The sequence below is a fragment of the Stenotrophomonas sp. FSL W7-1447 genome (genome assembly GCF_037966425.1).
Lineage (GTDB): Bacteria > Pseudomonadota > Gammaproteobacteria > Xanthomonadales > Xanthomonadaceae > Stenotrophomonas > Stenotrophomonas pavanii.
Window position 1 is genome coordinate 3,378,171 of the sequence record NZ_CP150199.1, and the last position, 20,192, is coordinate 3,398,362.

General features: G+C 68.8%; 23 protein-coding genes. 12 read left to right on the forward strand and 11 right to left on the reverse strand.

Translation table 11 applies throughout. The annotated features are described in order from the left end of the window. Positions 1-74: 74 nt before the first annotated feature. From NSQ78_RS15855 to NSQ78_RS15865, 3 genes are read right to left on the reverse strand one after another with little or no spacing between them, the layout of a single operon-like run. Complete coding sequence (locus tag NSQ78_RS15855) at positions 75-692, reverse strand: DUF998 domain-containing protein (RefSeq protein ID WP_053461009.1); 618 nt, start codon at positions 690-692, stop codon at positions 75-77. Further along, positions 689-862, reverse strand: a complete 174-nt coding sequence (locus NSQ78_RS15860; RefSeq protein ID WP_074724965.1) for an oxidoreductase-like domain-containing protein — start codon at positions 860-862, stop codon at positions 689-691. The genes NSQ78_RS15855 and NSQ78_RS15860 overlap by 4 nt, the downstream gene beginning before the upstream one ends. 47 nt (positions 863-909) lie before the next feature. Next, entirely contained in the window at positions 910-1,512 is a 603-nt protein-coding gene (locus NSQ78_RS15865) for a hypothetical protein (protein WP_053461010.1), read from the reverse strand. A gap of 230 nt (positions 1,513-1,742) precedes the next feature. Between NSQ78_RS15865 and NSQ78_RS15870 the strand changes: the two genes are divergently transcribed. Further along, complete coding sequence (locus NSQ78_RS15870; protein WP_053461011.1) at positions 1,743-2,894, forward strand: transglutaminase-like domain-containing protein; 1,152 nt, start codon at positions 1,743-1,745, stop codon at positions 2,892-2,894. Positions 2,895-2,901: 7 nt separating this feature from the next. On the opposite strand, the gene NSQ78_RS15875 is transcribed toward NSQ78_RS15870, so the two are convergent. Beyond that, positions 2,902-3,237 carry a zinc ribbon domain-containing protein YjdM gene (locus NSQ78_RS15875; protein ID WP_010482882.1) on the reverse strand — a complete coding sequence of 112 codons (336 nt, stop codon included), beginning with the start codon at positions 3,235-3,237 and terminating at the stop codon, positions 2,902-2,904. Between the two features lie 180 nt (positions 3,238-3,417). Between NSQ78_RS15875 and NSQ78_RS15880 the strand changes: the two genes are divergently transcribed. The 3 genes from NSQ78_RS15880 to NSQ78_RS15890 all read left to right on the forward strand — a co-directional run bounded on the left by NSQ78_RS15880 (position 3,418) and on the right by NSQ78_RS15890 (position 5,497). Then, positions 3,418-4,779 carry an Hsp70 family protein gene (locus NSQ78_RS15880; protein WP_064238969.1) on the forward strand — a complete coding sequence of 454 codons (1,362 nt, stop codon included), beginning with the start codon at positions 3,418-3,420 and terminating at the stop codon, positions 4,777-4,779. Positions 4,780-5,054: 275 nt separating this feature from the next. Continuing rightward, complete coding sequence (locus NSQ78_RS15885) at positions 5,055-5,303, forward strand: YkgJ family cysteine cluster protein (RefSeq protein WP_229302009.1); 249 nt, start codon at positions 5,055-5,057, stop codon at positions 5,301-5,303. 11 nt (positions 5,304-5,314) lie between these two features. Continuing rightward, positions 5,315-5,497 carry a hypothetical protein gene (locus NSQ78_RS15890; RefSeq protein WP_005410566.1) on the forward strand — a complete coding sequence of 61 codons (183 nt, stop codon included), beginning with the start codon at positions 5,315-5,317 and terminating at the stop codon, positions 5,495-5,497. A gap of 49 nt (positions 5,498-5,546) precedes the next feature. On the opposite strand, the gene NSQ78_RS15895 is transcribed toward NSQ78_RS15890, so the two are convergent. Genes NSQ78_RS15895 through NSQ78_RS15905 form a run of 3 tightly spaced genes read right to left on the reverse strand, consistent with a single transcriptional unit; the run spans position 5,547 to position 7,547 of the window. Continuing rightward, entirely contained in the window at positions 5,547-6,428 is an 882-nt protein-coding gene (locus NSQ78_RS15895) for a DUF4097 family beta strand repeat-containing protein (RefSeq protein WP_049465089.1), read from the reverse strand. Between the two features lie 10 nt (positions 6,429-6,438). Beyond that, positions 6,439-6,972, reverse strand: coding sequence for a hypothetical protein (locus NSQ78_RS15900; protein ID WP_064238970.1), 534 nt, complete (start codon positions 6,970-6,972; stop codon positions 6,439-6,441). Continuing rightward, positions 6,969-7,547, reverse strand: coding sequence for an RNA polymerase sigma factor (locus NSQ78_RS15905; protein WP_064238971.1), 579 nt, complete (start codon positions 7,545-7,547; stop codon positions 6,969-6,971). The genes NSQ78_RS15900 and NSQ78_RS15905 overlap by 4 nt, the downstream gene beginning before the upstream one ends. Before the next feature lie 126 nt (positions 7,548-7,673). On the opposite strand from NSQ78_RS15905, the gene NSQ78_RS15910 reads away from it, so the two are divergent. Continuing rightward, positions 7,674-7,853 (forward strand): hypothetical protein, encoded by a 180-nt coding sequence (locus NSQ78_RS15910; protein ID WP_049465095.1) that lies wholly within the window; start codon positions 7,674-7,676, stop codon positions 7,851-7,853. Positions 7,854-7,887: 34 nt separating this feature from the next. Next, positions 7,888-8,481, forward strand: coding sequence for a mechanosensitive ion channel family protein (locus NSQ78_RS15915; RefSeq protein ID WP_080355517.1), 594 nt, complete (start codon positions 7,888-7,890; stop codon positions 8,479-8,481). A gap of 513 nt (positions 8,482-8,994) precedes the next feature. Here the strand turns inward: NSQ78_RS15915 and NSQ78_RS15920 are convergent. Next, positions 8,995-9,261: a DksA/TraR family C4-type zinc finger protein gene (locus tag NSQ78_RS15920; protein ID WP_053461018.1), complete on the reverse strand. Its 267-nt coding sequence runs from the start codon at positions 9,259-9,261 to the stop codon at positions 8,995-8,997. Positions 9,262-9,431: 170 nt separating this feature from the next. Then, the gene (locus NSQ78_RS15925; RefSeq protein WP_049467917.1) at positions 9,432-9,989 is read right to left on the reverse strand and encodes a DUF2058 domain-containing protein; all 558 of its coding nucleotides are present in this window, start codon (positions 9,987-9,989) and stop codon (positions 9,432-9,434) included. A 62-nt stretch (positions 9,990-10,051) separates the two neighbouring features. Here NSQ78_RS15925 and NSQ78_RS15930 point away from each other — a divergent pair, with 62 nt between their 5' ends. From NSQ78_RS15930 to NSQ78_RS15940, 3 genes are all read left to right on the forward strand, one after another. Further along, positions 10,052-10,552 (forward strand): M48 family metallopeptidase, encoded by a 501-nt coding sequence (locus tag NSQ78_RS15930; RefSeq protein WP_043035443.1) that lies wholly within the window; start codon positions 10,052-10,054, stop codon positions 10,550-10,552. A gap of 47 nt (positions 10,553-10,599) precedes the next feature. Then, positions 10,600-11,298, forward strand: coding sequence for an RNA pseudouridine synthase (locus NSQ78_RS15935; protein WP_064238972.1), 699 nt, complete (start codon positions 10,600-10,602; stop codon positions 11,296-11,298). 152 nt (positions 11,299-11,450) lie between these two features. Beyond that, positions 11,451-13,019: a phospholipase D family protein gene (locus NSQ78_RS15940; RefSeq protein WP_064238973.1), complete on the forward strand. Its 1,569-nt coding sequence runs from the start codon at positions 11,451-11,453 to the stop codon at positions 13,017-13,019. Positions 13,020-13,022: 3 nt separating this feature from the next. On the opposite strand, the gene NSQ78_RS15945 is transcribed toward NSQ78_RS15940, so the two are convergent. Continuing rightward, a complete protein-coding gene (locus NSQ78_RS15945; protein WP_064238974.1) occupies positions 13,023-14,099 on the reverse strand; it encodes an HDOD domain-containing protein in 1,077 nt (358 codons plus the stop codon). 277 nt (positions 14,100-14,376) lie between these two features. On the opposite strand from NSQ78_RS15945, the gene NSQ78_RS15950 reads away from it, so the two are divergent. Continuing rightward, on the forward strand, positions 14,377-15,474 hold the full coding sequence (locus NSQ78_RS15950) for a Glu/Leu/Phe/Val dehydrogenase dimerization domain-containing protein (RefSeq protein ID WP_049467908.1): 1,098 nt from the start codon (positions 14,377-14,379) through the stop codon (positions 15,472-15,474). 46 nt (positions 15,475-15,520) lie between these two features. Here the strand turns inward: NSQ78_RS15950 and NSQ78_RS15955 are convergent, their stop codons facing one another. Further along, entirely contained in the window at positions 15,521-18,364 is a 2,844-nt protein-coding gene (locus NSQ78_RS15955) for an autotransporter serine protease (RefSeq protein WP_064238975.1), read from the reverse strand. A 182-nt stretch (positions 18,365-18,546) separates the two neighbouring features. On the opposite strand from NSQ78_RS15955, the gene NSQ78_RS15960 reads away from it, so the two are divergent. Together NSQ78_RS15960 and NSQ78_RS15965 are read left to right on the forward strand one after the other, a co-directional pair. Further along, entirely contained in the window at positions 18,547-19,722 is a 1,176-nt protein-coding gene (locus NSQ78_RS15960; protein WP_053461025.1) for a thiolase family protein, read from the forward strand. Positions 19,723-19,844: 122 nt separating this feature from the next. Then, entirely contained in the window at positions 19,845-20,186 is a 342-nt protein-coding gene (locus NSQ78_RS15965) for a hypothetical protein (RefSeq protein ID WP_049467903.1), read from the forward strand. Positions 20,187-20,192 lie beyond the last annotated feature (6 nt).

A 20,192-nucleotide genomic window follows, 5' to 3' on the forward strand; every position in this document is an offset into this window, starting at 1 on the left:
ATCCCCGATGGAATGCGCACACGATACGCTGCCTCCACGTGCACGGCACGTACCGGTGCAGGCCGTTGGGGGTTTCAGCAGGCAGCGGTGCGCCGGCTGCGACGGTACAGGGCCAGCGCCAGGTACAGCAGCCAGCCCACGATCACCACGATCACGGCCTTCTGCCCCAGCCCACGGGGCGGACCGCCGCGCCACAGTACGTGCAGCCACAACAGCACGAAGGCCAGCCAGGCCCAGCCCCAGAGCAGGCCGGCGGCAGACTGCCAGCCCGGTTCGCGGCGCAGGTACCAGGCCTGCAGCAGCATGCCGACGCTGGCGCAGAGGAATGCGGTGTTGGCCGCCAGCCCATGGATGAACGGCGCCAGCAGTGGCGTGGCGTCGGGCAGCCAGCTGTCACCGATGGCGACCGTGGCCAGGCCCAGCGCCGAGACGGTGAACAGCAGCGGTGCCGCCGCGCTGCGCCGCGGGCCGATGCTGTCGCGATACAGGGCGATGCCGAGCAGGGCGATCGCCACTGCCAGCACGCAGTAGGCCGCGCGCAACGCCAGCCCCCAGGGCCCGTGCAGGTAGAGGCTCAGCGTGGCCCGCACCCAGTCCAGGTCGGTGCGGACGAACTGGGTCCACAGCGCGGTCGCCAGGAACAGCAGCAGCGCCGCCGTCGCCAGCAGCGCCGCCGGACGCGCGCGGCTCATGGGGACGCCTCCGGGTGCCGTGCCTGCCACTCGGCCAACGCCTTTCGATAACGCTGCAGCTCGTCGGCATACAGATCCAGCACGCACAGCGGGCAGCCGCTGCCGCAGCATTCGTTGGGACCGGGCTCTTCGGGTGGCTGCGGACGGGGATCGGGATCAGGGACGGACACGGTGGGAAGGCAATCGGTGGAAACGGGCGCCAGTGTAGCGGGCGGACTCAGCGATCCAGCTGGCGGCGCAGGTTGTCGCGGGCAGCCGCATCCAGGCGTTGATGGAAGAAATCACTGAGGAAAATGCGGGGTGCACGCAGCAGCCCCTGCAGGAAACGACGGCGGCCGGCCCGGTACAGGAAGCCTGGCACCACGCCCTTGTACTCCTCGGCCACGCCACGGTCATAGGCGGCGAACACCGGCTCGGGCGCTGCCAGGATCGCCATGTCGCAGTCCAGGAACAGCGCCGCCTCGGCATCGACATCATCCGGACCGAGCTCGCCATGGCGGGCGGTCAGCAGGATCAACTGCTCGACCCGGGCGGCATCGACGGTCGCCAGTTCCGGCGCCTGCGCGATCACCTGCAGCGCCAGTTGCGCCGAACGCGCCTCGTTGTCCTTGCGTCCCGCCACGTAGATCGCGTCGTGGTAGAGCACGGCCAGGTAGACCTCGGCCGGGTGCTGCCAACCGGGGCCGTCGGCGACCTCCTGGCAGTGCTGCAGCACCGCGCGCACGTGGCCGAAGTGATGGTAGGCGCGTGGTGGCGTTGCATAACGGTCCTGCAGCGCCTGCCACTGTGCCGGAGCAAGCGTCAGCGGGGAAAAATCCATGCCCCGATCATCCCGCCTGCGTCGGCGGCGGGCAAGCGGGCGATTTTTTCACCAGCCGCTCACAATGCTTGCCCGGCCAGGCCTGGACGCGGTTGTCCACAGCTTTGTCGAGCACTGGTCCACACCGGTTGTGGATGAACATCCGGCCCGACCAGCGGTCACCGCAACGGTGCGTGCACAGGTCTACACTCGCCCTCAGGCGGAAGCGCCCGCCGCTGCCGGGAACCGTCATGTGCCGTCCTGCCGCCCGATCCGTACTGCTCGCATTGGCCGCCTTGGCCGCATCCCCTGCAGTCGCGCAGGAGCGTGCGGCGACCGCAGCCCCCGTGGTCGCGGCCAGCCCTGTCGCGCCGACGATTCCGACGCCGCCGCAGGTGTTCGCGATCCCACCGGCGATGCACGACATGCTGCGCACGCAGGTGATCAATCGCAGCTACTCGCGCGAGCAACGCCTGCAGGCCCTGGTGGAGATGATCTTCGACCGCCATGGCCTCGACCTGCAGTACGACGCCGACGCGACCCTCACCGTCAGCGAAATCTGGCAGCAGCGACGCGCCAACTGCCTGGCGTTCACCCTGATGTTCGTCGCGCTGGCCCGCGAGGCCGGCATCCAAGCGCGCGTGCAGGAAGTCGGCCAGGTGGTGTCGTGGTACCAGGACCAGGCACAGGGGCTGGTCTACAGCGTGGGCCACGTCAATGCCGGGGTCGGCTTCGCCGACCGCTTCGCCACGGTCGACCTGGACCGCAACGTGCTGTACGACCGCCGCGGGCCGCTGCCGATCAGCCAGGCACGGGCCTTGGCTCACTTCTACAACAACCGTGGCGCCGAACGCATGGCCAGCGGCGATCTGACCGGCGCACGTGCCTTCTTCAACACGGCGCTGGCGCAGGACGCCGGCTTTGCCGCCACCTGGAACAACCTGGGCGTGCTGGAGAACCGGACCGGCAATACAGCCGCTGCGCGCCGGGCACTGGAAACGGCGCTGCGCCTGGACGGTCGCCAGGATGCGGCACTGACCAACGCCAGCGCGCTGTACCGCAGGCTGGGCATGAACGTGCAGGCGCAGGCGCTGGAGCAGCGGTTGCAGTCGGTGCAGCGCGAGGACCCGTTCGCGCAGTACATGCTGGGCGCCGAAGCCGAGCGAGCCGGCCAACTGGACCAGGCGATCCGCCATTACCGGCAGGCCGTGCGCCTGTACGACACCGCGCATCAGTTCCACTTCGGGCTGGCGCGGGCCTATTTCCTGGCCGGCCAGCTCAAGCGCGCCGATCGTGAGCTGCTGCGCGCGCAGGAACTGGGTGGGGCGCCGCAGCAGGCGCGCTACCAGGCCAAGCTGGACAGCCTGGCCCGCTGGCGCGCGCAGCAGCAGGCCAGGCGCTGAAGGCCGGTCAGGCCTTCTTGAGGAAACAGGTCTTCAGGACCAGGCCCTTGATCTTGTCCGAGTTGCCTTCGATGTGCTCGGCATCATCCTCGACCAGGCGGATGTTGCGGATCACGGTGCCCTGCTTGAGCGGAATCGAGGAGCCCTTCACCTTCAGGTCCTTGATCACGGTGACGGTGTCGCCGGCCTGCAGGGTGTTGCCGTTGCTGTCGCGCACGACCAGGGTGGAACCGGCGCTTTCCTCGGCGGTCCATTCGAAACCGCAGTCGGCGCAGATCCACAGCGCGCCATCGGCGTAGGTGTTTTCCAGCGTGCACTGCGGGCAGGCGGGGGCAGAAGACATCAGCAAGTACCTCAAAGTGAATCAACAGCCGCCATTGTAACCGCCCGGCTCCCCGGGCCTTTGCCTTTGCGCGCGGCGGCCGGCGGCCCTGCCTGCGCCGGCACTAGAGGCTGTGGAAACTTGCAGTCGGCGGCGAACTGCAGCAGAGTGCGCGGCCCCTGATCGCCCCCGGAACTCCCCATGCGCCTCGGCATCGACTTCGGTACCAGCAACTCCGCCGCCGCCATCGTGCATGAGGGGAAACTGCTGCCGATCCGCTTCGGCGACGCCGAGCAGTTCCGTACCAGCGTGTATTTCCCCGGCGTGGTACCCGACCCGGACGATTTCCAGCTCGATGACGGCCAGGAACACCAGCTGCAGCAGATGATCGACAGCGCCACGCGCGCCGCCCGTGCCGCCGGCCAGCAACGCACGCCGCAGGCGCTGCGCCGCGAAGCCCTGCGCGCCCTGCGCCGCGAATGGATGGAAGCCCGCGCCGGCAAGGAACGCAGCGCCAGCGACCTGCTGCAGAACGCGGTCTATGGCGACGACGCGCTGGACGCCTATTTCGAGGAACACGAAGGCAACCTGGTGCAGAGCCCGAAATCGATGCTGGGCTACAACCTGCACCCGCGCGCGAAGCAGACCATCACCGGTATCGCCGCGCACATCCTCGAACACATCCGCCTGACCGCCAGCGCCCAGCTCGGCCAGCCGCTGCGCGCCGCCCTGCTCGGCCGCCCGGTGCAGTTCCGCAGTTCGATCGGCGCAGCCGGCAACGACCAGGCGCTGGACATCCTGCGCGACGCCGCCACCCAGGCCGGTTTCGACCAGATCGATTTCCTCGAGGAACCGGCTGCGGCCGCCATGCATTACCACGCCGAAAGCCGCGAGCGACACCAGGCGGTGATCGTCGACATCGGTGGCGGTACCACCGACATCGCCCATGCCGAAGTCGGCGGCGATGACGCGCCGCGCATCCACCGCGCCTGGGGTATCGCCTGCGGCGGTACCGATATCGACCTGGCGCTGAGCCTGTCCAGCTACATGCCACTGTTCGGCCGCGGCGTCACCCGCGTGCCCGCCCACCACTACGTCGAAGCGGCCACCGTGCAGGACATGACCCGCCAGCGCGAGTTCCGCCTGCACAAGTACGATCACGTCGACGCCCCGTGGGGCGCGCGCCTGCAGGCCCTGCAGGACACCGGCAACACCGCCCGCCTGTACCGCGACGTCGAGCGCGCCAAGATCGCGCTCAGCACCGCCAGCGAGCACCGCAGCACGCTGGACTACATCGCCCGCGACCTGCATGCCGACAGCAGCGCCGACGGCCTGGCCGCCGCCGCGCATGGCTACCTGGAGCAGATCCGCGAGCTGCTCGCCCAGGTCCGCAGCGACATCGGCGGCGACCCGGACGCGGTGTTCCTGACCGGCGGCATGTCCCGCGCCGGGTACCTGCGCCAGGCGGTGGCGCAGGCCTTCCCGGGGGCCCGCATGGTCCATGGGGAGCCCTCGTTGGGCGTGGTCCAGGGCCTTGCTCTGGCGGCAGCCAGCCGGGATTAACAAAACGTTACGGGGTCTAAGTTACCCTTGGTCGGCTAGAACCACCGCTGCACCTTCCACTGGCCACGCCGGTGTGTGTCCACAGTGCAGCCTGGCCCGTCCTGCGGGCCTAGCGGCCATGCCTTCCTGGCTCGTTCATGGTCCGCGTACTACCGGAGCCGCCATCGAGACCCGCTTTGGGCACCCGCCAGGCCCCCGTGGCCTTACAACCTGACGCAGCACCTGCACCCATCGACTGCCGCCGTTGTGACGCGGTCTGTTGCCGGTTGCCGGTACTGCTGCAGCCCGGCGACCACGTGCCCGGCCAGTTCCTGTCACGCGACACCCACGGCCGTGCCGTGATGGCGCGCAACGAGGAAGGCTGGTGCGCGGCGATCGATCCCTATCACCTGCGCTGCACGATCTATTCGCAGCGCCCGGCGATCTGCCGCCAGTTTTCGATGGGCGGCGATGACTGCCGCCGCGAGCGGCAGGACTACCTGCGCCAGGCCGACGCCTGGGCGCTTTCCTCCCCTTCCACCTGACAGGAGCAACCATGCCCCGCAAGGCAAAGACCCCCGCGAAGGCCAGCAACAGCATCCGCAGCGAACGCAAGGGCGCGGCCGCCAGCACCGTGGTCAGCAGCGATTCGATCGCTTCGGACCTGGCAGCGTTCCGCAAGGCCGGTGGCAAGATCGAAGTCCTCGGCACCACCTGGGCGCTGAAAAAAGCCAGCTGACCCCGCTCCGACCGCGGCGGCGCTGCCGCCGCGGCCTGCCGGACCGCGCTCAGCGATCCAGGCGCACCTGCACACTGCCCGAATGCGACTGGATGCGGATGTCACCATCGCCGCTGCCCAGGCGCGTGTCCAGATGGCTGCCCGGCCCGTAGCGCGGGCGCTCCACCTGGCCGGCATCGCTGTTGATCGAGCCACTGAAGCTGTTCACCGACAGCTGCGCCGAGACCGTGCGTGGCAGCCGCAGGTTGACCGACGCACTCACCGATTCAACATTGATGCGACCGCCCGGCGCCAACCCGGCCGCCGACAGGTCGATGCTGCCCGATACGGTTTCCACCGCCAGCCGCTGCACCCGGCCGGCATCGACCTCGACCCGTCCGGACACGGTCTGTGCGCCGATGTCGCCGGACACGCCGCCGCCTGCGTCGATACGGCCACTGACCGTGTTCACATCCAGCTTCGGCGTCTGCAGGCGGGCGCTCACGCTGCCGCTGACCGTGTTGAGCTTGCTGTCGCCACTGCGGCCCGCCGCGCTCAGGCTGCCGCTGACGGTGTCGGCCTGCAGCCGACGCACGTCGATGCCACTGATGTCCTGGCTGGCACTGACCGTGCTCAGCAGCAGCTCCACCGAGCGCGGCACGTTCAGCACCAGCGTCGCGCCGCCATTGTTGCTGCGGCGCGGATACTCGATCTCCCAGCGCACGCGGTTGGCACTCTTCTCCTGGCGCAGCTGCAGGCCGTCGCTGAGCGTGCCGGTGAGCTGCACGTCGTTGCGGTCCCAGCCACGCACGGTCACCTTGCCGGCCACGTTGCTCAGTTCGATGCGGCCGCCCGCAGCCAGGTTGTGACGCTCGTCGATCCGGGTGTCAGCCAGGGCCACTACGGGCACCAGCAACAGTGCCGCACAGCAGGTCATCAGGGTTCGGGTCATGGGGGTCTCCTCAGGTCGTCAGGCCGGACTCGGCGGCATAGGCCGCCTGCCGGGTCAGTTCCAGCCGCAGCGCGTAAGTGCGCCTGAGCTGTCCAAGCAGGTGCGGCGCTCGCGGGTCCTGCGCCAGCGCGGCACGGATCTGCGCCGCGCTTTCATCCAGTTCGTGCAACGCCGGCTGCCATTCCGGCGCGCGGCCATCGGGCAGCGAGGCGACGGCCTGCTGGTACTGCTCGGTCATGGCCGCCGCCTGCAGCTGCAAAGTGGATGGCACCGGCGCGTCTGGCTGCGCATGGCGCCAGGGTGCCACGGCGTAGACCGCCAGGCTGGCCGCCAGGGCAGCGCCGACCGGCAGCCACCAGCGGCGCCGCGAGCGCGTTGGCAGGGCCACCACGTTGTCCGTTGGCGCAGGTGCTGCCTGCGGTTCACGCGGCGGCAGCCGGGCCGACAGGCGTGCCCAGCCATCGGTGGGGACATCGCGCTCGCTGGGCAGCGCGCGCAAGCGTGCCACAAGGTCGTGGTCGGAATCGTGTTCGTGTGTACTCATGTCATGTCTCCCAGCCGTGCGCGCAACAGGCCGCGCGCACGATGCAACTGTGCCTTCGAACTGCCGACGGCCATCTGCAGCTGCTCGGCGATTTCCTGGTGTTTCCAGCCTTCGATGTCGTGCAGTACCAGTACCGCACGGGCCCTCGGCGGCAACGTCGCGAGGGCGCGCTCCAGGTCGCGCTCGGTACCGGCACAACGGTCGTGCACCGCCAACTCCTGCAGGCCGCCGTCGACTTCGTCCAGGCTGTCGTGGTCCTGCCCGGCAGCGCGCCCGCGCAGTTCCATCAGTGCGGCGTTGACGCCCAGACGGTGCAGCCAGGTCGACAGGCTGCTTTCGAACCGGAACCCCGGCAGCGCCTTCCATGCCTGCAGGAACGCTTCCTGCAGGGCATCTTCGGCACGTGCCTGCTGGCCGCCACACAGCCGCCACAGCACGGCGAACACGCGTGGTGCATGGCGCCGGTACAGATTTTCGTACGCTGCGGTATCGCCGGCGGCCGCCGCCCGCACCAGGGCGGGTTCGTCGATGGCGTCGTGGGCGGCAGGCGGTGCTGGCATGGTGGTGTCGAGCATATCGCTTGGATGCGGCGGCCCGGGAAAAGGTTTAGAGCCGATCGTCGCGGCGGGCGATGCAACCTTTTCGGCGGCGGCTGCATCCATGGAAGGTCCTTCGCGAAAACGTCGTCCGGGAGTCCTGCCATGTCCAGCCCTGCCTGCGCCGCCCTGCTGGTGATCGCCACCTGCGCCGTACTCCAGGCATTGGGGCTGTCAGTGCAGCTGCGCCCGGACCACGGCCGCGCCTGCCTGCAGCAGCATCGCCAGGCGCTGGTCTGCCTGGCCTGGACCCCGGCGGTCGAATCCCCTGCACGCGCCGGGTAACATCGGGGGCCGTTTCTCGCTCTGTCGTCACCCCATGATGTTGTCGCTGAAGGATCACCTGCCCCCCTGGACCCACCCCTGGCTGCATGACGTGGGCATCGCCGTGAAGATCCTGCTGACCCTGCTCGCCGCGTGGCTGCTGCGGGTGCTGGCGCGGCGCCTGATCCGTCGTTTCGCCGAGCACTACACGCTGCCGCCCGAGATGGCGATGGGCGCCCGGCGGATCAGCAGTTTCGTGGTCTATTTCAGCGCCCTGCTGTACATCCTCAGCCTGCTTGGCGCGTCGCCTTCGGTGCTGTGGACGGCGTTCACCGGCTTTGCCGCAGTCGGTGCCGTGGCCTTCTTCGCGGCGTGGAGCGTGCTGTCCAACATCTTCTGCACGCTGCTGATCTTCACCACCCGCCCGTTCCGCCTGCACGACTACATCGAGGTGCTGGAGAACGGCGAGAAGCCCGGTCTGAAGGGCCGGGTGATCGACGTGAACCTGATCTACACCACGCTGCAGGAGACCGGCGACGGCCACGAAGGCACGGTGCTGCAGTTGCCGAACAACCTGTTCTTCCAGCGCACGGTGCGCCGTTGGCGCGACCCGGCACAGGCGCCCGGCGGCATCCAGGGCGACGGCTGAGGGTGGCTTTGCAGGGCTGCGCCCTGCACCTGCCGAATCAACATCAACCGCCAGTGCAACAGCAAAAGCCAGCATTTCGTGGGCTGGCGGGGTGGGGCCGGTTGAGGGGGACGCTGCAAGTACGTCCATGTAAGCTCGGTCGCCGCATCCATGCGGCTCACGCCCCCTCAACCGGCCCCACCCCGCCTTCGACAGATTTCCGCGATCTGTCCGTTCTTCTGTAGAGCCGAGCCATGCTCGGCTCAAATCGTTCCGATATCGAAATTTTCGATTTCGATGGAGATTTATCCACGCACGGCGGGATCTCCCGATCGCGGAAATCTGTCAGAGGCGGGGCGGTGTCGGAGCGGGGTGTCCGCGGCATGGATGCCGCGGCCAAGCCCCCATGGACGGGTTTACGGCGTCCCCGCACTGCGACACCGCCCTGCCAACCCACGGAATGCCAGCTGTTGCTGTTGCCGGCCAGCGGCCGGCACTACCGCGGGTGCAGGGCGCAGCCCTGCCGAGCACCCCTTACCTCAACTGGCTGTCCTTGCTGCCGCGCCGGTTGTAGCCGGCATGCGCCTGCGCTTCGTCGTCATGCGCCTGCTGGCACGCCACGCACAGCCGTACGCCGGGCACGGCGCGGCGCCGCGCCAACGGGATCGGCGCGTCGCATTCCTCACAGTGTTCCAGACCGGGGCCGTCGCGCAGCTGGCGCCGCGCGCGGGCAATCGCATCATCGACAGTGGCGTCGATCTGGTCCTGGACCGCGCCATCTCCTGCCCAACCGGTGGCCATGGCTATCCTCCGCAGGTGTGTCGCCCGATATGGGGACGATACACCCCGGCAAAAAGGAAGGCCTTCATGTAGAGCCGAGCCATGCTCGGCTGCGCTTCAGGATGCCAAACAGAACGCGGACGGATCCGATCAGGCCGATTGCGACTTAATCCCCTCCGTCCCCTTTTTGCTTACCAGACCAGGTCGTCGGGCACCTGGAACTGCGCGTAGTAGGCGTCGTCTTCGGCGTTGCCGGTGGAGATTTCGGCGGTCGAGCCCGGCTGGCCGTGGTCGACGATGATGGCTTCGGGTGCGCGCTCACGCACCTTTTCGGCGGCGGCGCGGGGCAGCAACGCATAGCCGTCGCCGTGGGCGACGATGACCAGCACGCCCACCGACAGCGCCTTGCGCAGCTTGGGATCGATCAGCAACGTACGGATTGCGGCGCCATCGCTGAAGCGGTACTCATCGTCGCCCTTGTACGGCACCGCGTGGGCCGTGATGATCTGCCGGGCCTGGGCCTTCTGTTCCGCCTGCCTGGCCTGGGCGTTGCGCTCGGCGGCCAGCGCGCGGTCGCGCTCGACCTTTTCGGCACGGGCGCGTTCAGCCTCGCGCTGGACCTCGGCTGAGGTCGATTCGGCCTTGCCCTGGCGGGCCTTGGCCTGCTCGCGTGCGGCGGCGCTGGCCTGCGACTTCTTGGCCAGGCCGGCCTTGAGCAATTGTTCCTGCAGCGCGTTGGGCTTTGCCATGGTCGGTGCGTACCGCGTGTAATCTTGGATGCCCCATTCTACCGACGCCCCGCCGGCCCTGCATGGCAGTCCTGAAGTACCTCACCGGTTATCCCGAACCCCTGGTCGCCCAGGTCAGCGAGCTGCTGGCGCAGGGCAAGCTCGGCCCCTGGCTGCAGCAGCGCTATCCCGACCCGCACGAGGTGCGCAGCGATCGGCAGCTGTACGACTACACCCAGGAGCTGAAGGACCGTTACCTGCGCAAGTCGGTGCCGCTGAACAAGGTCTGCTACGACAACACGCTGGAAGTGATCAAGCACGCGCTGGGCACCCACACCGCCATCTCCCGCGTGCACGGTGGCCGCCTCAAGGCCAGCCGCGAGATCCGAATCGCCACCGTATTCCGCCAGGCACCCGCGGCGTTCCTGCGCATGATCGTGGTGCATGAGCTGGCCCACCTGAAGGAAGCCGACCACAACAAGGCGTTCTACCAGTTGTGCCAGCACATGGAGCCGGACTACCTGCAACTGGAGTTCGACACCCGCCTGTACCTGACCGAGCTGGCCAATCGCGGCCAGCGCTGACCGGCCGCAGCAGCTACACTGCGCGCCCCCTGCCCGACCTGCCTGTCATGGAACCGATCCGTCTCGACAAACGCCTGTCCGCCCTGCTCGGCATCCCGCGTGGCGAAGCCCGGCGCTACATCGAGGGCGGCTGGGTCACGGTCAATGGGGAGGTGGTGGAACAGCCGCAGCGGCCGGTCGACGACAGCGCGGTGATCGTGGTGGCCGAACAGGCCAGCGATGAAAAGGCCGAACGGGTCAGCATGCTGCTGCACAAGCCGGCCGGCGTCGCCGCCGAAACCCTGTGCAGCCTGGTCAGCAGTGACAGCCGCAGCGAACTCGACGCCAGCGACATCCGTCCGCTGCAGCGGCATTTCCATGGCCTGCAGCTGGGCGCTTCGCTTCCGGCCAGCGACAGCGGCCTGGTCGTGGTCAGCCAGGACCCGGCCACGCTGGCCCATCTGCAGCGCAACCTGGGGCGCACCGAACAGGAATACCTGATCGAGGTGGCCGACGGCGGCCCCGAGCGCGGCCCGTGGCTGCTGGCGCGGCTGCAGCAGGAATCCGGTGGCGCGAAGGTGAGCTGGCAGAGCGAACAGCGCCTGCGTTTCGCCGGCAAGGGGCTGACCGCCAAGGGCCTGCGCGTGGCGGTGACGGCTGCCGGCGTGCAGGTGACGGCGGTGCGCCGCCTGCGCATCGGCCGCGTGGCGCTGGGGCCGCTGCCGCCGGGGCAGTGGCGCTACCTGGGCAGCGACGAGCGGTTCTGAGGTATGCGGGTCAGGGCCCTTGCCTGTGGCAAGTGATCCGACCCATCGGTGACGCTCCCTCGGGTTGGGTCCCTTGCCGCAGGCAAGGGCCCTGACCCCCTATCGATCCTGCAGGCATTCCTTCACGCATGGCGTAGCTCTACCATCGGGGCATGAGCCTGCCCAAGCCGCTGTGGCGACGCCTGCTGCGTGTTGCTGCGATCATCCTCGCCGCGCTGGTGCTGCTGGTCCTGTCCGGACTGCTGCTGGCCGACCATCTCACGCCGCAGGCGCATGGCGCGCCTTCGCACGTGCTGCCGCTGCAGCCGGCACAGACCCGCATCGACCAGCAGATCGTGCCGCTGCAGGCGGCCCATCCCGGCCAGTCGGGCGTGGCCTTCCTCAGCGATGGCATGGATGCCTTCGCCGCGCGCGCGATGATCACCACCCAGGCCGGGCGCAGCCTGGACCTGCAGTACTACATCTGGCACGACGACCTGATCGGCCACCTGATGGCCAAGGCGCTGTATGACGCCGCCGAGCGCGGCGTGCGCGTGCGCATCCTGCTCGATGACATGAATGCCAAGGACAAGGACGCGCTGATGATGGCGCTCGATGCCCATCCGAACATCGAGATCCGCCTGTACAACCCGTTCCGCAACCGGACCGGCATCCTGCGCATGGTGGAGATGGTGCAGCGCTTCTTCAGCGTGAACCACCGCATGCACAACAAGAGCTGGATCGCCGATGGCCGCGTCGCGATCGTCGGTGGCCGCAACATCGGCGAGGAGTATTTCAGCGCGCGCACCGATGTGAACTTCCAGGATCTGGACCTGCTGGTCGCCGGCCCCGCGGTGGAGCAGGCCAACCGGATCTTCGACGACTACTGGAACAGCGAAACCGCCATTCCGGTATCCGCGCTTGCCTTCCATACCGACGCACAACTGCGCCTGCTGGTGCGCGAATCGGACCATGAGGCGCAGCGGGACGTGGCCCGCCCGTACCTTGCGCGCGTGGCCGAATCACGCCAGCGGCAGCGCCCGAGCCCCGAGCCGTTGCACTGGAGCGGTGCAGTGCGCATCGTGTCGGACCCGCCGATGAAGCACCGCAGGGATGATCGCGCCGCCTGGCTGGTGTCGACCCTGATCAGCGAGCTGCAGGCCGCCCGACACAAGGCCCTGTTGATCTCGCCCTACTTCGTGCCTGGCAACGAGGGCCTGGATGGCTTTTCGGCGATGGCCGGGCGGGGCGTGCAGGTGGGCGTGGTCACCAATTCGCTGGCCGCCAACGACGTCGCCGCCGTGCACGGGGGCTACATGGGCTACCGCGTGCCGCTGCTGGAAGCCGGCGTCCACCTGTACGAGCTGAAGGCACAGGGACAGTCCGGCGATGCCGGCGTGTTCGGCAGCAGCGGCGCGAGCCTGCACACCAAGGCATTCCTGATCGATGACCGCCGCGGCTTCGTCGGCTCCTTCAACCTGGACCCGCGCTCGGCCTACCTGAACACTGAAATGGGTGTGCTGTTCGACGATCCGGTGCTGGGTGCACAGCTGCGGGACGAATACCTTCGCCTGGCTGACCCCAGGCACAGCTGGTGGCTGGCACTGGACGACCGCCGCCGGTTGCGCTGGCTGGAGCGCGAACCGCCGCCGCACTGGGTCGAGGCCGAGCCCGGGTCAACAGCGCGCAAGCGCTGGTTGTCGCGCGTGATCAGCTGGCTGCCGGTCGAATCGCAGCTGTAGCGCTCAGCGCGCCGTGCCGGTCGGCGCGTGTCCGGCGTCATCCAGCGTCTCCACGCTGCGCCCATGCAGGCGTCGCCAGATCCAGCGCAAGGCGTGCGGCGGCGCGGTCGGCAGCTGTTCCAGCAGGGCCAGCATGCGGCTCTGGCTGGCATGCCCATGGCGGCACAACAGGCTGGCCGCTGCGGCGGCGCTGGCCAGGCGCAGGCTGTCGGCCAGCGGTCCCTGCGCATCCACCGCCAGGGCCTGGTGCACCGGCTCAGGCAATTCCCACGCTGCGGCGACGCGCTGCGCCAACGGCAACGACCACTGCTGCAGCAGCTGCAGGGCCAGCGCCGGCTCCACGGCCTCGCCGCGGGCCTGTGCCTCCTGCAGCAACTGGCGCATCACCAGGGCAGCCCCCAGCCCCTGTACCAGGCCCAGCCACTGCGCGGCGAAGGCATCGCCGAAGGTCACCGTGCGCGCATGGTCGGCCGCGGCGCGTGATGCCAGCAGCGCGTGCTCCCAGATGATCGTGCTGAACTGCGGGAACACCTCGCATTGCACCTGCATCACCGGCTGTACCAGCACCGCGCTGATGATCTGCCGCACGCCTTCGGTGCCGACCAGCGTCACCGCCCGCTGCAGGCTCTCGACCGGGCGCTCGTGGACCTTGTAGGCCGGGCTGTTGGCGATGCGCAGCAGGTTGCCGGTCAGCACCGGGTCTTGGCCGATGATCGCGGCCATCACCCGTGCCGAGGCGGCATCGTCGTTGACGGTCTGGATCAGCTGCGGCAGCAGCTGCGGCCGGCGCGGCAGCTGCCTGGCCGCCCAGTCGCGGTCGTGCAGCGCGCGCGCCACCGCCTCGCCCAGGCCCGGGTCGTGCACTGGCGTCGGCTCGCCGGCCAGCCGCGGGTACAGGGCAAGCGCATGCAGCCCGCGTTGCAGGTGGCCGGCGATTTCCGCCGACGGCAGCGGCTCGCCCTGCAGGCTGGCCGCTGCGGCAGCCACGGCCTGGCGGGACGCAGCGACCAGCCGCGACGGCGCCGTCCCGGTGGAACGCGACAACCAGCTGCGTAGCGATCGCCACCAGGCCCGTGTCATCGCCGCCCGACCTGTCGTTGTAGTGCCTTTGCCGTCACTGACCGCCTGCCTCTTCACGCCCGTCCGGCCACCCGCCGTCGTCGCAGCATCGGCCGCACTTTCATCTTCTTTAACCGAAAGCCCGCCAACCTCGACGGCATCGGCCGGGGGAATGGACTAGAATGGCGCCGCGCGACCCGTCCCCCTGCCATGACGACGTCGCTTTTTTTGTTTTGGGACCCTACCGTTCACTGGCCGTTCGCTGCAGTTCGCCGCTGTTCGCGCCATCGGAGACGCCATGCTATTCGAAACCCTCGCCACCACCGGCCACGAACAAGTGGTGTTCTGCCACAACCACGATGCCGGCCTGCGGGCGATCATCGCCATCCACAACACCACCCTGGGCCCGGCCCTGGGCGGCGTGCGCATGCGTCCCTACGCCAGCACCGACGAGGCGCTGGCCGATGTGCTGCGCCTGAGCCGGACGATGACCTACAAGAACGCGCTGGCCGGCCTCAACGTTGGTGGCGGCAAGGCGGTGATCATCGGCGACCCGAAAGTGGACAAGACCGAGGTCCTGTTCCGCGCGTTCGGCCGGTATGTCGACTCGCTGGGCGGGCGCTACATCACTGCCGAGGACGTCGGCACCGACGTCAACGACATGGAGAACATCTACCTGGAGAGCCAGTTCGTGACCGGCGTGCACCAGGTCCATGGCGGCTCCGGCGACCCGGCGCCGTTCACCGCCTACGGTGCACTGCAGGCGCTGATGGCGGCGATGCGCTTCAAGTTCGGTCATGAGGAAGTGGGCAAGACCAGCATCGCGGTGCAGGGCCTGGGCCACATCGGCATGGAACTGGTGAAGCTGCTGCGCGATCGCGGCGCCAAGCTGTATGTCACCGACCTGGACAGCGCGCTGGTCGACCGTGCAGTCAGCGATTTCGGCGCCGAAGCCGTCAAGCCGGACGAGATCCACGAAGTGAACGCCGATGTGTTCGCACCGTGCGCGCTGGAAAGCGCGATCAACGCCGACACCCTGCCGCGCATCAAGGCCAGGATCATCTGCGGTACCGCCAACAACCAGCTGTCGAGCCTGGAGATCGGCGATGAGCTGCACGCACGCGGCATCCTCTACGCACCGGACTATGCGGTCAACGCCGGCGGCGTGATGAACGTGTCGCTGGAGATCGACGGCTACAACCGCGAACGCGCGATGCGCCTGATCCGCAGCATCTACCACAACCTCACCCGCATCTTCGAACTGTCGCAGCGCGAGAACATCGCGCCGCAGCGTGCGGCCGACCGCATCGCCGAAAGCCGCATCCTGTCGATCGGCAAGCTGAAGATGCCGCTCGGCCGCAGCACCCCGCGCCTGGGCAACCTGCGCGGCGGCTGAGCCTGCGATGTCGCGCCGGGGCTTTCGACCCGGCGCGACCGCCCGTTCAGAACCCGGTGCTGTAGCGCAACGCCGCCTGGCGCGCGCCCTCGCCACCGACGCGCTGGTCGAAGCCCAGGATCAGGCGGCCAGTGCGGCCCCACCACGACTCCAGCGCCACGCCGAACAGCGCACTGCCGCGCGGCGTGTTCCATCCCGCCAGCGGCGCCCAGGCATCGACACCCACGAAGCTGGCCTGCCAGTCCGCATCGGCACCGTCGAGCCGCTGCTGCCACTCGGCGTGCCCGCGCAGGGTCCAGCGGCCCCAGCCGCGTTCGCCACGGATACCGGCCAGCATCTGGCTGCGCTGCACGCGGTTGGCCTCACCGCGCAGGCCAAAGCCGAAACCGCCCCGCTCGTTGAAGGCATCGGTATCCACGCGCGTGGTGCTGGCGCCCAGGTACGGCGTCAACGACGCGCCCGCGTGGCCGAAGCGGTAGCCGCCTTCAACGCTGGCGCTGCTGAAGCGTCCGCCATAACGCGCGGAAACACCGTACGCGCCCGCGCCCAGCAGCAGCTGGCGATCCAGCGCACGGGTGAACTGGCCGCTGCCGACCTGGGCCAGCGCATAGCCCCGGCCCAGGTTCCAGCCGGCGTACAGCTGCGCCTGCGCCTGGCGATCACGGCCACGATCACCGCCGAAGCTGTTGCCACCGTTGCTGCGGGTTTCGCCAAAGGCGACGCCCATCAGCCCAGCGCTGCCCAGCGGCAGGTCCTGGCCGGCCATCCAGCCACGGCTGTCGGCCGCGTTGCCGGCGAAACTGCCCTGCCCGGCCTCGCCGAGCGCACTCTGCCAGGCCCCGCGCAGGCGTGGCGCCGCCTGCACGCGATCGAAGCGCTCGGCGATCGCACGGCGTGACATGTCGATGCTGTCGAAGGTGGCCGACTCGGCGCGTGCATGGGCCTGCCCGGACAGGCTCTGCAGGCTGGCCGCCAGGCCTTCGCTGCCGCCGCCGGTCCACTGCAGCGCACCGGCCGCCGTGCCGAAGGCCGAGCCCTGCAGGGCGGGACTGCCATCGAGCGCGCCGAATGCGCTTTCCACGCGTTGCGCGGCGGACTGCGCCGAGGCCGTGAGCCCAGCCGCCGCTGCGGTGACGCTGACCTGGGTCAGGTTCAACCAGGCCGTGTTGCTGTCATAGCCATAGCTGCTCTGCAGCAACGACAGGCCCTGCAGGCCGCTGGAGGTGGCCGGGCTGCTGAAGGTGCCGCTCAGGCCACCGGCGGCGTGGATCAGGTCCTGGCGGCTGCCGTTCTGCGGCACATAGCCGGAAACGAAGCCATGCACGCGCACGCCGCCATTGAGCGTGGCGTTGCCGGTGACCTGCAGCGCATTGGCACCGAGCGCGATCATCAGCTGTGCGCCCGCCTGCTGGGTGTAGTTGCCCTCGATGGTGCCGGTGGTGTTGCCGGTGGTCAGGAACACGCTGCTGCCGTTGACCACGTTGCCGATCACGCGCGGCGTCCCCCCATTGAACTGCAGGCCGGTCGAATCCGGATCGGGCTGCGCCAGGATCGTTACGTTGGAACGGATCACGCTGCCGTTCTGCAGCGACAGGATGCCGCGCTCGATGCGGGTGGCGCCGCTGTAGCTGTTGTTGCCACCCAGCACCAGGGTGCCCCCACCCTGCTTGACCAGGCCGCCGCTGCCGACGATGTCGTTGCTCCACAGCGAGCCACTCGACGGCGCATCGACATTGGCCACCACATCGCCCCAGTCGAAGCGCCCTGGCCCCTTGATCGCCCGCGAGATGTCGAGCAGGCCGTAGCCGAACACCGCATCCACGCCGGGCGCACCGATGTCCTTGGCGGTCCCCAGCAGGGTCTGCCGGACCAGGTTGTTGTCGAAATACGGATAGCGCTGCCAGACCAGTGCGGCGGCGCCGGAAACCAGCGGCGCGGCAAAGGACGTACCGTAGTTCCAGTAATAGGTGCTGCCATTGGCGTCGGGATAGACCGCGCTGCCCGGCGCGGCCAGGCAGTAGCGCGCGGCCTGGCCGCACGCGTTGGCATAGCTGGCCAGCGTACCGGGCGTGTAGGGGTCGACCGCGGTCGCCACCAGCCAGCCGCGCTCCAGGTCGGCCGCCGGCAGCGAGCCGCCGACGCCCTGCTGGCTGGGCAGTGCGGCCAGGCTGCTCGGTTCGGCGCGCGCATCATTGCCGGCGGCGAACACCACCAGGCCGCCATGGTTGATGACGAACGGACGGTACTCGGCCGCCACCTGGGCCGTGGTCGGCAGGTCGGTCCAGTACAGGCCGCCCCAGGAGTTGTTCATCACCTTGACGTTGTAGCTGATCAGGTCCTGGTGGACCTGCGCCACACCCAGCGGACCGCTGAAGGAATTGCCCTTGCCGCTGCCGTCATCGACCGGCGGCTTGTCGGCGATGATCCGCGCCGAAACGATCTGTGCGCCGGGGGCAATGCCGCCCGGCCAGGAGCCCACCGCGGCACCGGCGGCCAGGCTGGCCACCGCCGTGCCATGCCCCACCACGTCGTCGACCTGCAGGTTGTTGCGGGCGGGATCGATGTAGTTGAGGTTGGCGACGACGCGCCCGTTCAGCGCCGCCGCGTTGCGCTGCACGCCCGAATCGACGATGCCGATGCGCACCCCCTGCCCGGTCAGGCCGGCAGCCTGTGCGGCCCGCGCGTTGGTCACCGACAGGTGCGCGTCGAACGTCGGCTCCTGCGGCTTGGCCGGCGGCGGTGTCGTCGGCGGAGGCGTGGTCGGGGGTGTCGGCGTGGTCGGAGGAGGATCAATGCGGACGTTGCCGCCGCCCCCGCCTCCCCCGCATGCCGTCAACGCCATCGCCATCGCCGTTGCCAGCGCGGATTTCACCCTCATCGTGCGTTCCATCGATTCCTTCCCATGAACGTTGGCCTGCCTACATCCCGGCAGGCGTGCGGCGCTGCCCAGCGGCAGCCCTTCCCGACCCTCTATACTTGGGCCGACCCCCACGCAGTCTGCCGGGAAACCGGGGCGCTTCCAACGTCCACGGTCTCCTTTCCGAACATTGCTTACGCATCAACGAGATTGCCATGTCCAACATCGTCATCGCCGCCGCCAAGCGCACTGCCATCGGCTCCTTCCTCGGCCAGTTCAACGGCGTGCCGACCCCCACCCTCGGCGCGGCCGCCATCGCTGCCGCCCTGGAACAGTCGGGTGTCCCGGCCAGCGACGTCTCCGAGGTCCTGATGGGCTGCGTGCTGCCGGCCAACCTCGGCCAGGCGCCCGCCCGCCAGGCCGCGATCGCCGCCGGCATTCCGCTGTCGACCGGCGCCACCACCCTCAACAAGGTGTGCGGCTCGGGCATGAAGACGATCATGCTCGGCCATGACCTGATCAAGGCCGGCTCGGCCAGCATCGTGGTCGCCGGCGGCATGGAATCGATGTCCAACGCCCCGCACCTGCTGCCGAACTCGCGCACCGGCAACCGCTTCGGCAACTTCCAGGCGGTCGACCACATGGCCCACGACGGCCTGGTCAATGCCTACGACGGCAAGGCCATGGGTGAATTCGCCGAGTGCGCCGTGGACAAGTACCAGTTCAGCCGCGAGGAGCAGGACGCCTACGCGATCGAATCGGTCAAGCGCGCGCAGGCCGCGCAGGCCAGCGGCGCGTTCGCCGACGAGATCGTCGCGGTCAAGGTCGCCACCCGCAAGGGTGACGTGGAGGTCGCCACCGACGAACAGCCGGGCCGCTCCGACATCGCCAAGATCCCGACCCTGCGCCCGGCCTTCAAGAAGGATGGCAGCGTGACTGCGGCCAGTTCCTCCAGCATCTCCGACGGCGCCGCTGCGGTGGTCCTGCTGACCGAGGAAGATGCTGCCGCGCGTGGTATCACGCCGCTGGCGCGCATCGTCGGCCACGCCACCCATTCGCAGGAACCGGAGTGGTTCACCACCGCCCCGATCGGCGCGATCCACGCGCTGCTGGCCAAGACCGGCTGGTCGCTGGACCAGATCGACCTGTTCGAAATCAACGAAGCCTTTGCCGTGGTGGCGATGGCGCCGATGCGCGAACTGGGTATCCCGCACGACAAGCTCAACGTGAATGGCGGCGCCTGCGCACTCGGCCATCCCATCGGTGCCTCCGGTGCGCGCCTGGTGGTGACGCTGGTCAACGCCCTGCGCACGCGCGGTGGCAAGCGCGGCATTGCCACCCTGTGCATTGGTGGCGGCGAAGCAACGGCAATTGCCATCGAATTGATTTAAAAAGATTTAACGATGATTTCGCAAAAATGAATGCGGGATCGCTTGACACCCAATCTTGGCTTGTCATCATGTTGTCGGCGCGCAGTTGCGCGTTGCCTAATCTAACGACGAGGATTCACACAATGAGCATCAACAAGCTGCTGGTCGCGATGTCCCTGGCTCTGGCCCTGGCCGCCTGCTCGAAGCAGGAAGCTGCCCAGGACGCCGCTGCTTCGGCCAACGAAGCCGCCACCGAAGCCCAGGCTGCTGCCGACCAGGCCGCCGCTGCCGGCGCCCAGACCGCCGCTGCTGCCCAGCAGGCCGCTGACACCGCCGCCACCGCTGCTGACGCTTCGGTCGACGCCGCTGCCCAGACCGCCGCTGCTGCCACCGACGCCGCTGCTGGCGAAGCCAAGGACGCCGCCAAGGCTGCCGAAGCTACCGCTGAAAAGGCCAAGGACGCTGCTGAAGAAGCCAAGAAGTAATAACTT

What these genes read in the sequence shown, in the direction of transcription:
- NSQ78_RS15855 (WP_053461009.1), bottom strand. Translation starts at nt 692, where the DNA reads ATGAGCCGCGCGCGTCCGGCGGCGCTGCTGGCGACGGCGGCGCTGCTG.
- NSQ78_RS15865 (WP_053461010.1), bottom strand. Translation starts at nt 1,512, where the DNA reads ATGGATTTTTCCCCGCTGACGCTTGCTCCGGCACAGTGGCAGGCGCTG.
- NSQ78_RS15870 (WP_053461011.1), top strand. Translation starts at nt 1,743, where the DNA reads ATGTGCCGTCCTGCCGCCCGATCCGTACTGCTCGCATTGGCCGCCTTG.
- NSQ78_RS15875 (WP_010482882.1), bottom strand. Translation starts at nt 3,237, where the DNA reads ATGTCTTCTGCCCCCGCCTGCCCGCAGTGCACGCTGGAAAACACCTAC.
- NSQ78_RS15880 (WP_064238969.1), top strand. Translation starts at nt 3,418, where the DNA reads ATGCGCCTCGGCATCGACTTCGGTACCAGCAACTCCGCCGCCGCCATC.
- NSQ78_RS15890 (WP_005410566.1), top strand. Translation starts at nt 5,315, where the DNA reads ATGCCCCGCAAGGCAAAGACCCCCGCGAAGGCCAGCAACAGCATCCGC.
- NSQ78_RS15895 (WP_049465089.1), bottom strand. Translation starts at nt 6,428, where the DNA reads ATGACCCGAACCCTGATGACCTGCTGTGCGGCACTGTTGCTGGTGCCC.
- NSQ78_RS15900 (WP_064238970.1), bottom strand. Translation starts at nt 6,972, where the DNA reads ATGAGTACACACGAACACGATTCCGACCACGACCTTGTGGCACGCTTG.
- NSQ78_RS15905 (WP_064238971.1), bottom strand. Translation starts at nt 7,547, where the DNA reads ATGCTCGACACCACCATGCCAGCACCGCCTGCCGCCCACGACGCCATC.
- NSQ78_RS15910 (WP_049465095.1), top strand. Translation starts at nt 7,674, where the DNA reads ATGTCCAGCCCTGCCTGCGCCGCCCTGCTGGTGATCGCCACCTGCGCC.
- NSQ78_RS15915 (WP_080355517.1), top strand. Translation starts at nt 7,888, where the DNA reads ATGATGTTGTCGCTGAAGGATCACCTGCCCCCCTGGACCCACCCCTGG.
- NSQ78_RS15920 (WP_053461018.1), bottom strand. Translation starts at nt 9,261, where the DNA reads ATGGCCACCGGTTGGGCAGGAGATGGCGCGGTCCAGGACCAGATCGAC.
- NSQ78_RS15925 (WP_049467917.1), bottom strand. Translation starts at nt 9,989, where the DNA reads ATGGCAAAGCCCAACGCGCTGCAGGAACAATTGCTCAAGGCCGGCCTG.
- NSQ78_RS15930 (WP_043035443.1), top strand. Translation starts at nt 10,052, where the DNA reads ATGGCAGTCCTGAAGTACCTCACCGGTTATCCCGAACCCCTGGTCGCC.
- NSQ78_RS15935 (WP_064238972.1), top strand. Translation starts at nt 10,600, where the DNA reads ATGGAACCGATCCGTCTCGACAAACGCCTGTCCGCCCTGCTCGGCATC.
- NSQ78_RS15940 (WP_064238973.1), top strand. Translation starts at nt 11,451, where the DNA reads ATGAGCCTGCCCAAGCCGCTGTGGCGACGCCTGCTGCGTGTTGCTGCG.
- NSQ78_RS15945 (WP_064238974.1), bottom strand. Translation starts at nt 14,099, where the DNA reads ATGACACGGGCCTGGTGGCGATCGCTACGCAGCTGGTTGTCGCGTTCC.
- NSQ78_RS15950 (WP_049467908.1), top strand. Translation starts at nt 14,377, where the DNA reads ATGCTATTCGAAACCCTCGCCACCACCGGCCACGAACAAGTGGTGTTC.
- NSQ78_RS15955 (WP_064238975.1), bottom strand. Translation starts at nt 18,364, where the DNA reads ATGGAACGCACGATGAGGGTGAAATCCGCGCTGGCAACGGCGATGGCG.
- NSQ78_RS15960 (WP_053461025.1), top strand. Translation starts at nt 18,547, where the DNA reads ATGTCCAACATCGTCATCGCCGCCGCCAAGCGCACTGCCATCGGCTCC.
- NSQ78_RS15965 (WP_049467903.1), top strand. Translation starts at nt 19,845, where the DNA reads ATGAGCATCAACAAGCTGCTGGTCGCGATGTCCCTGGCTCTGGCCCTG.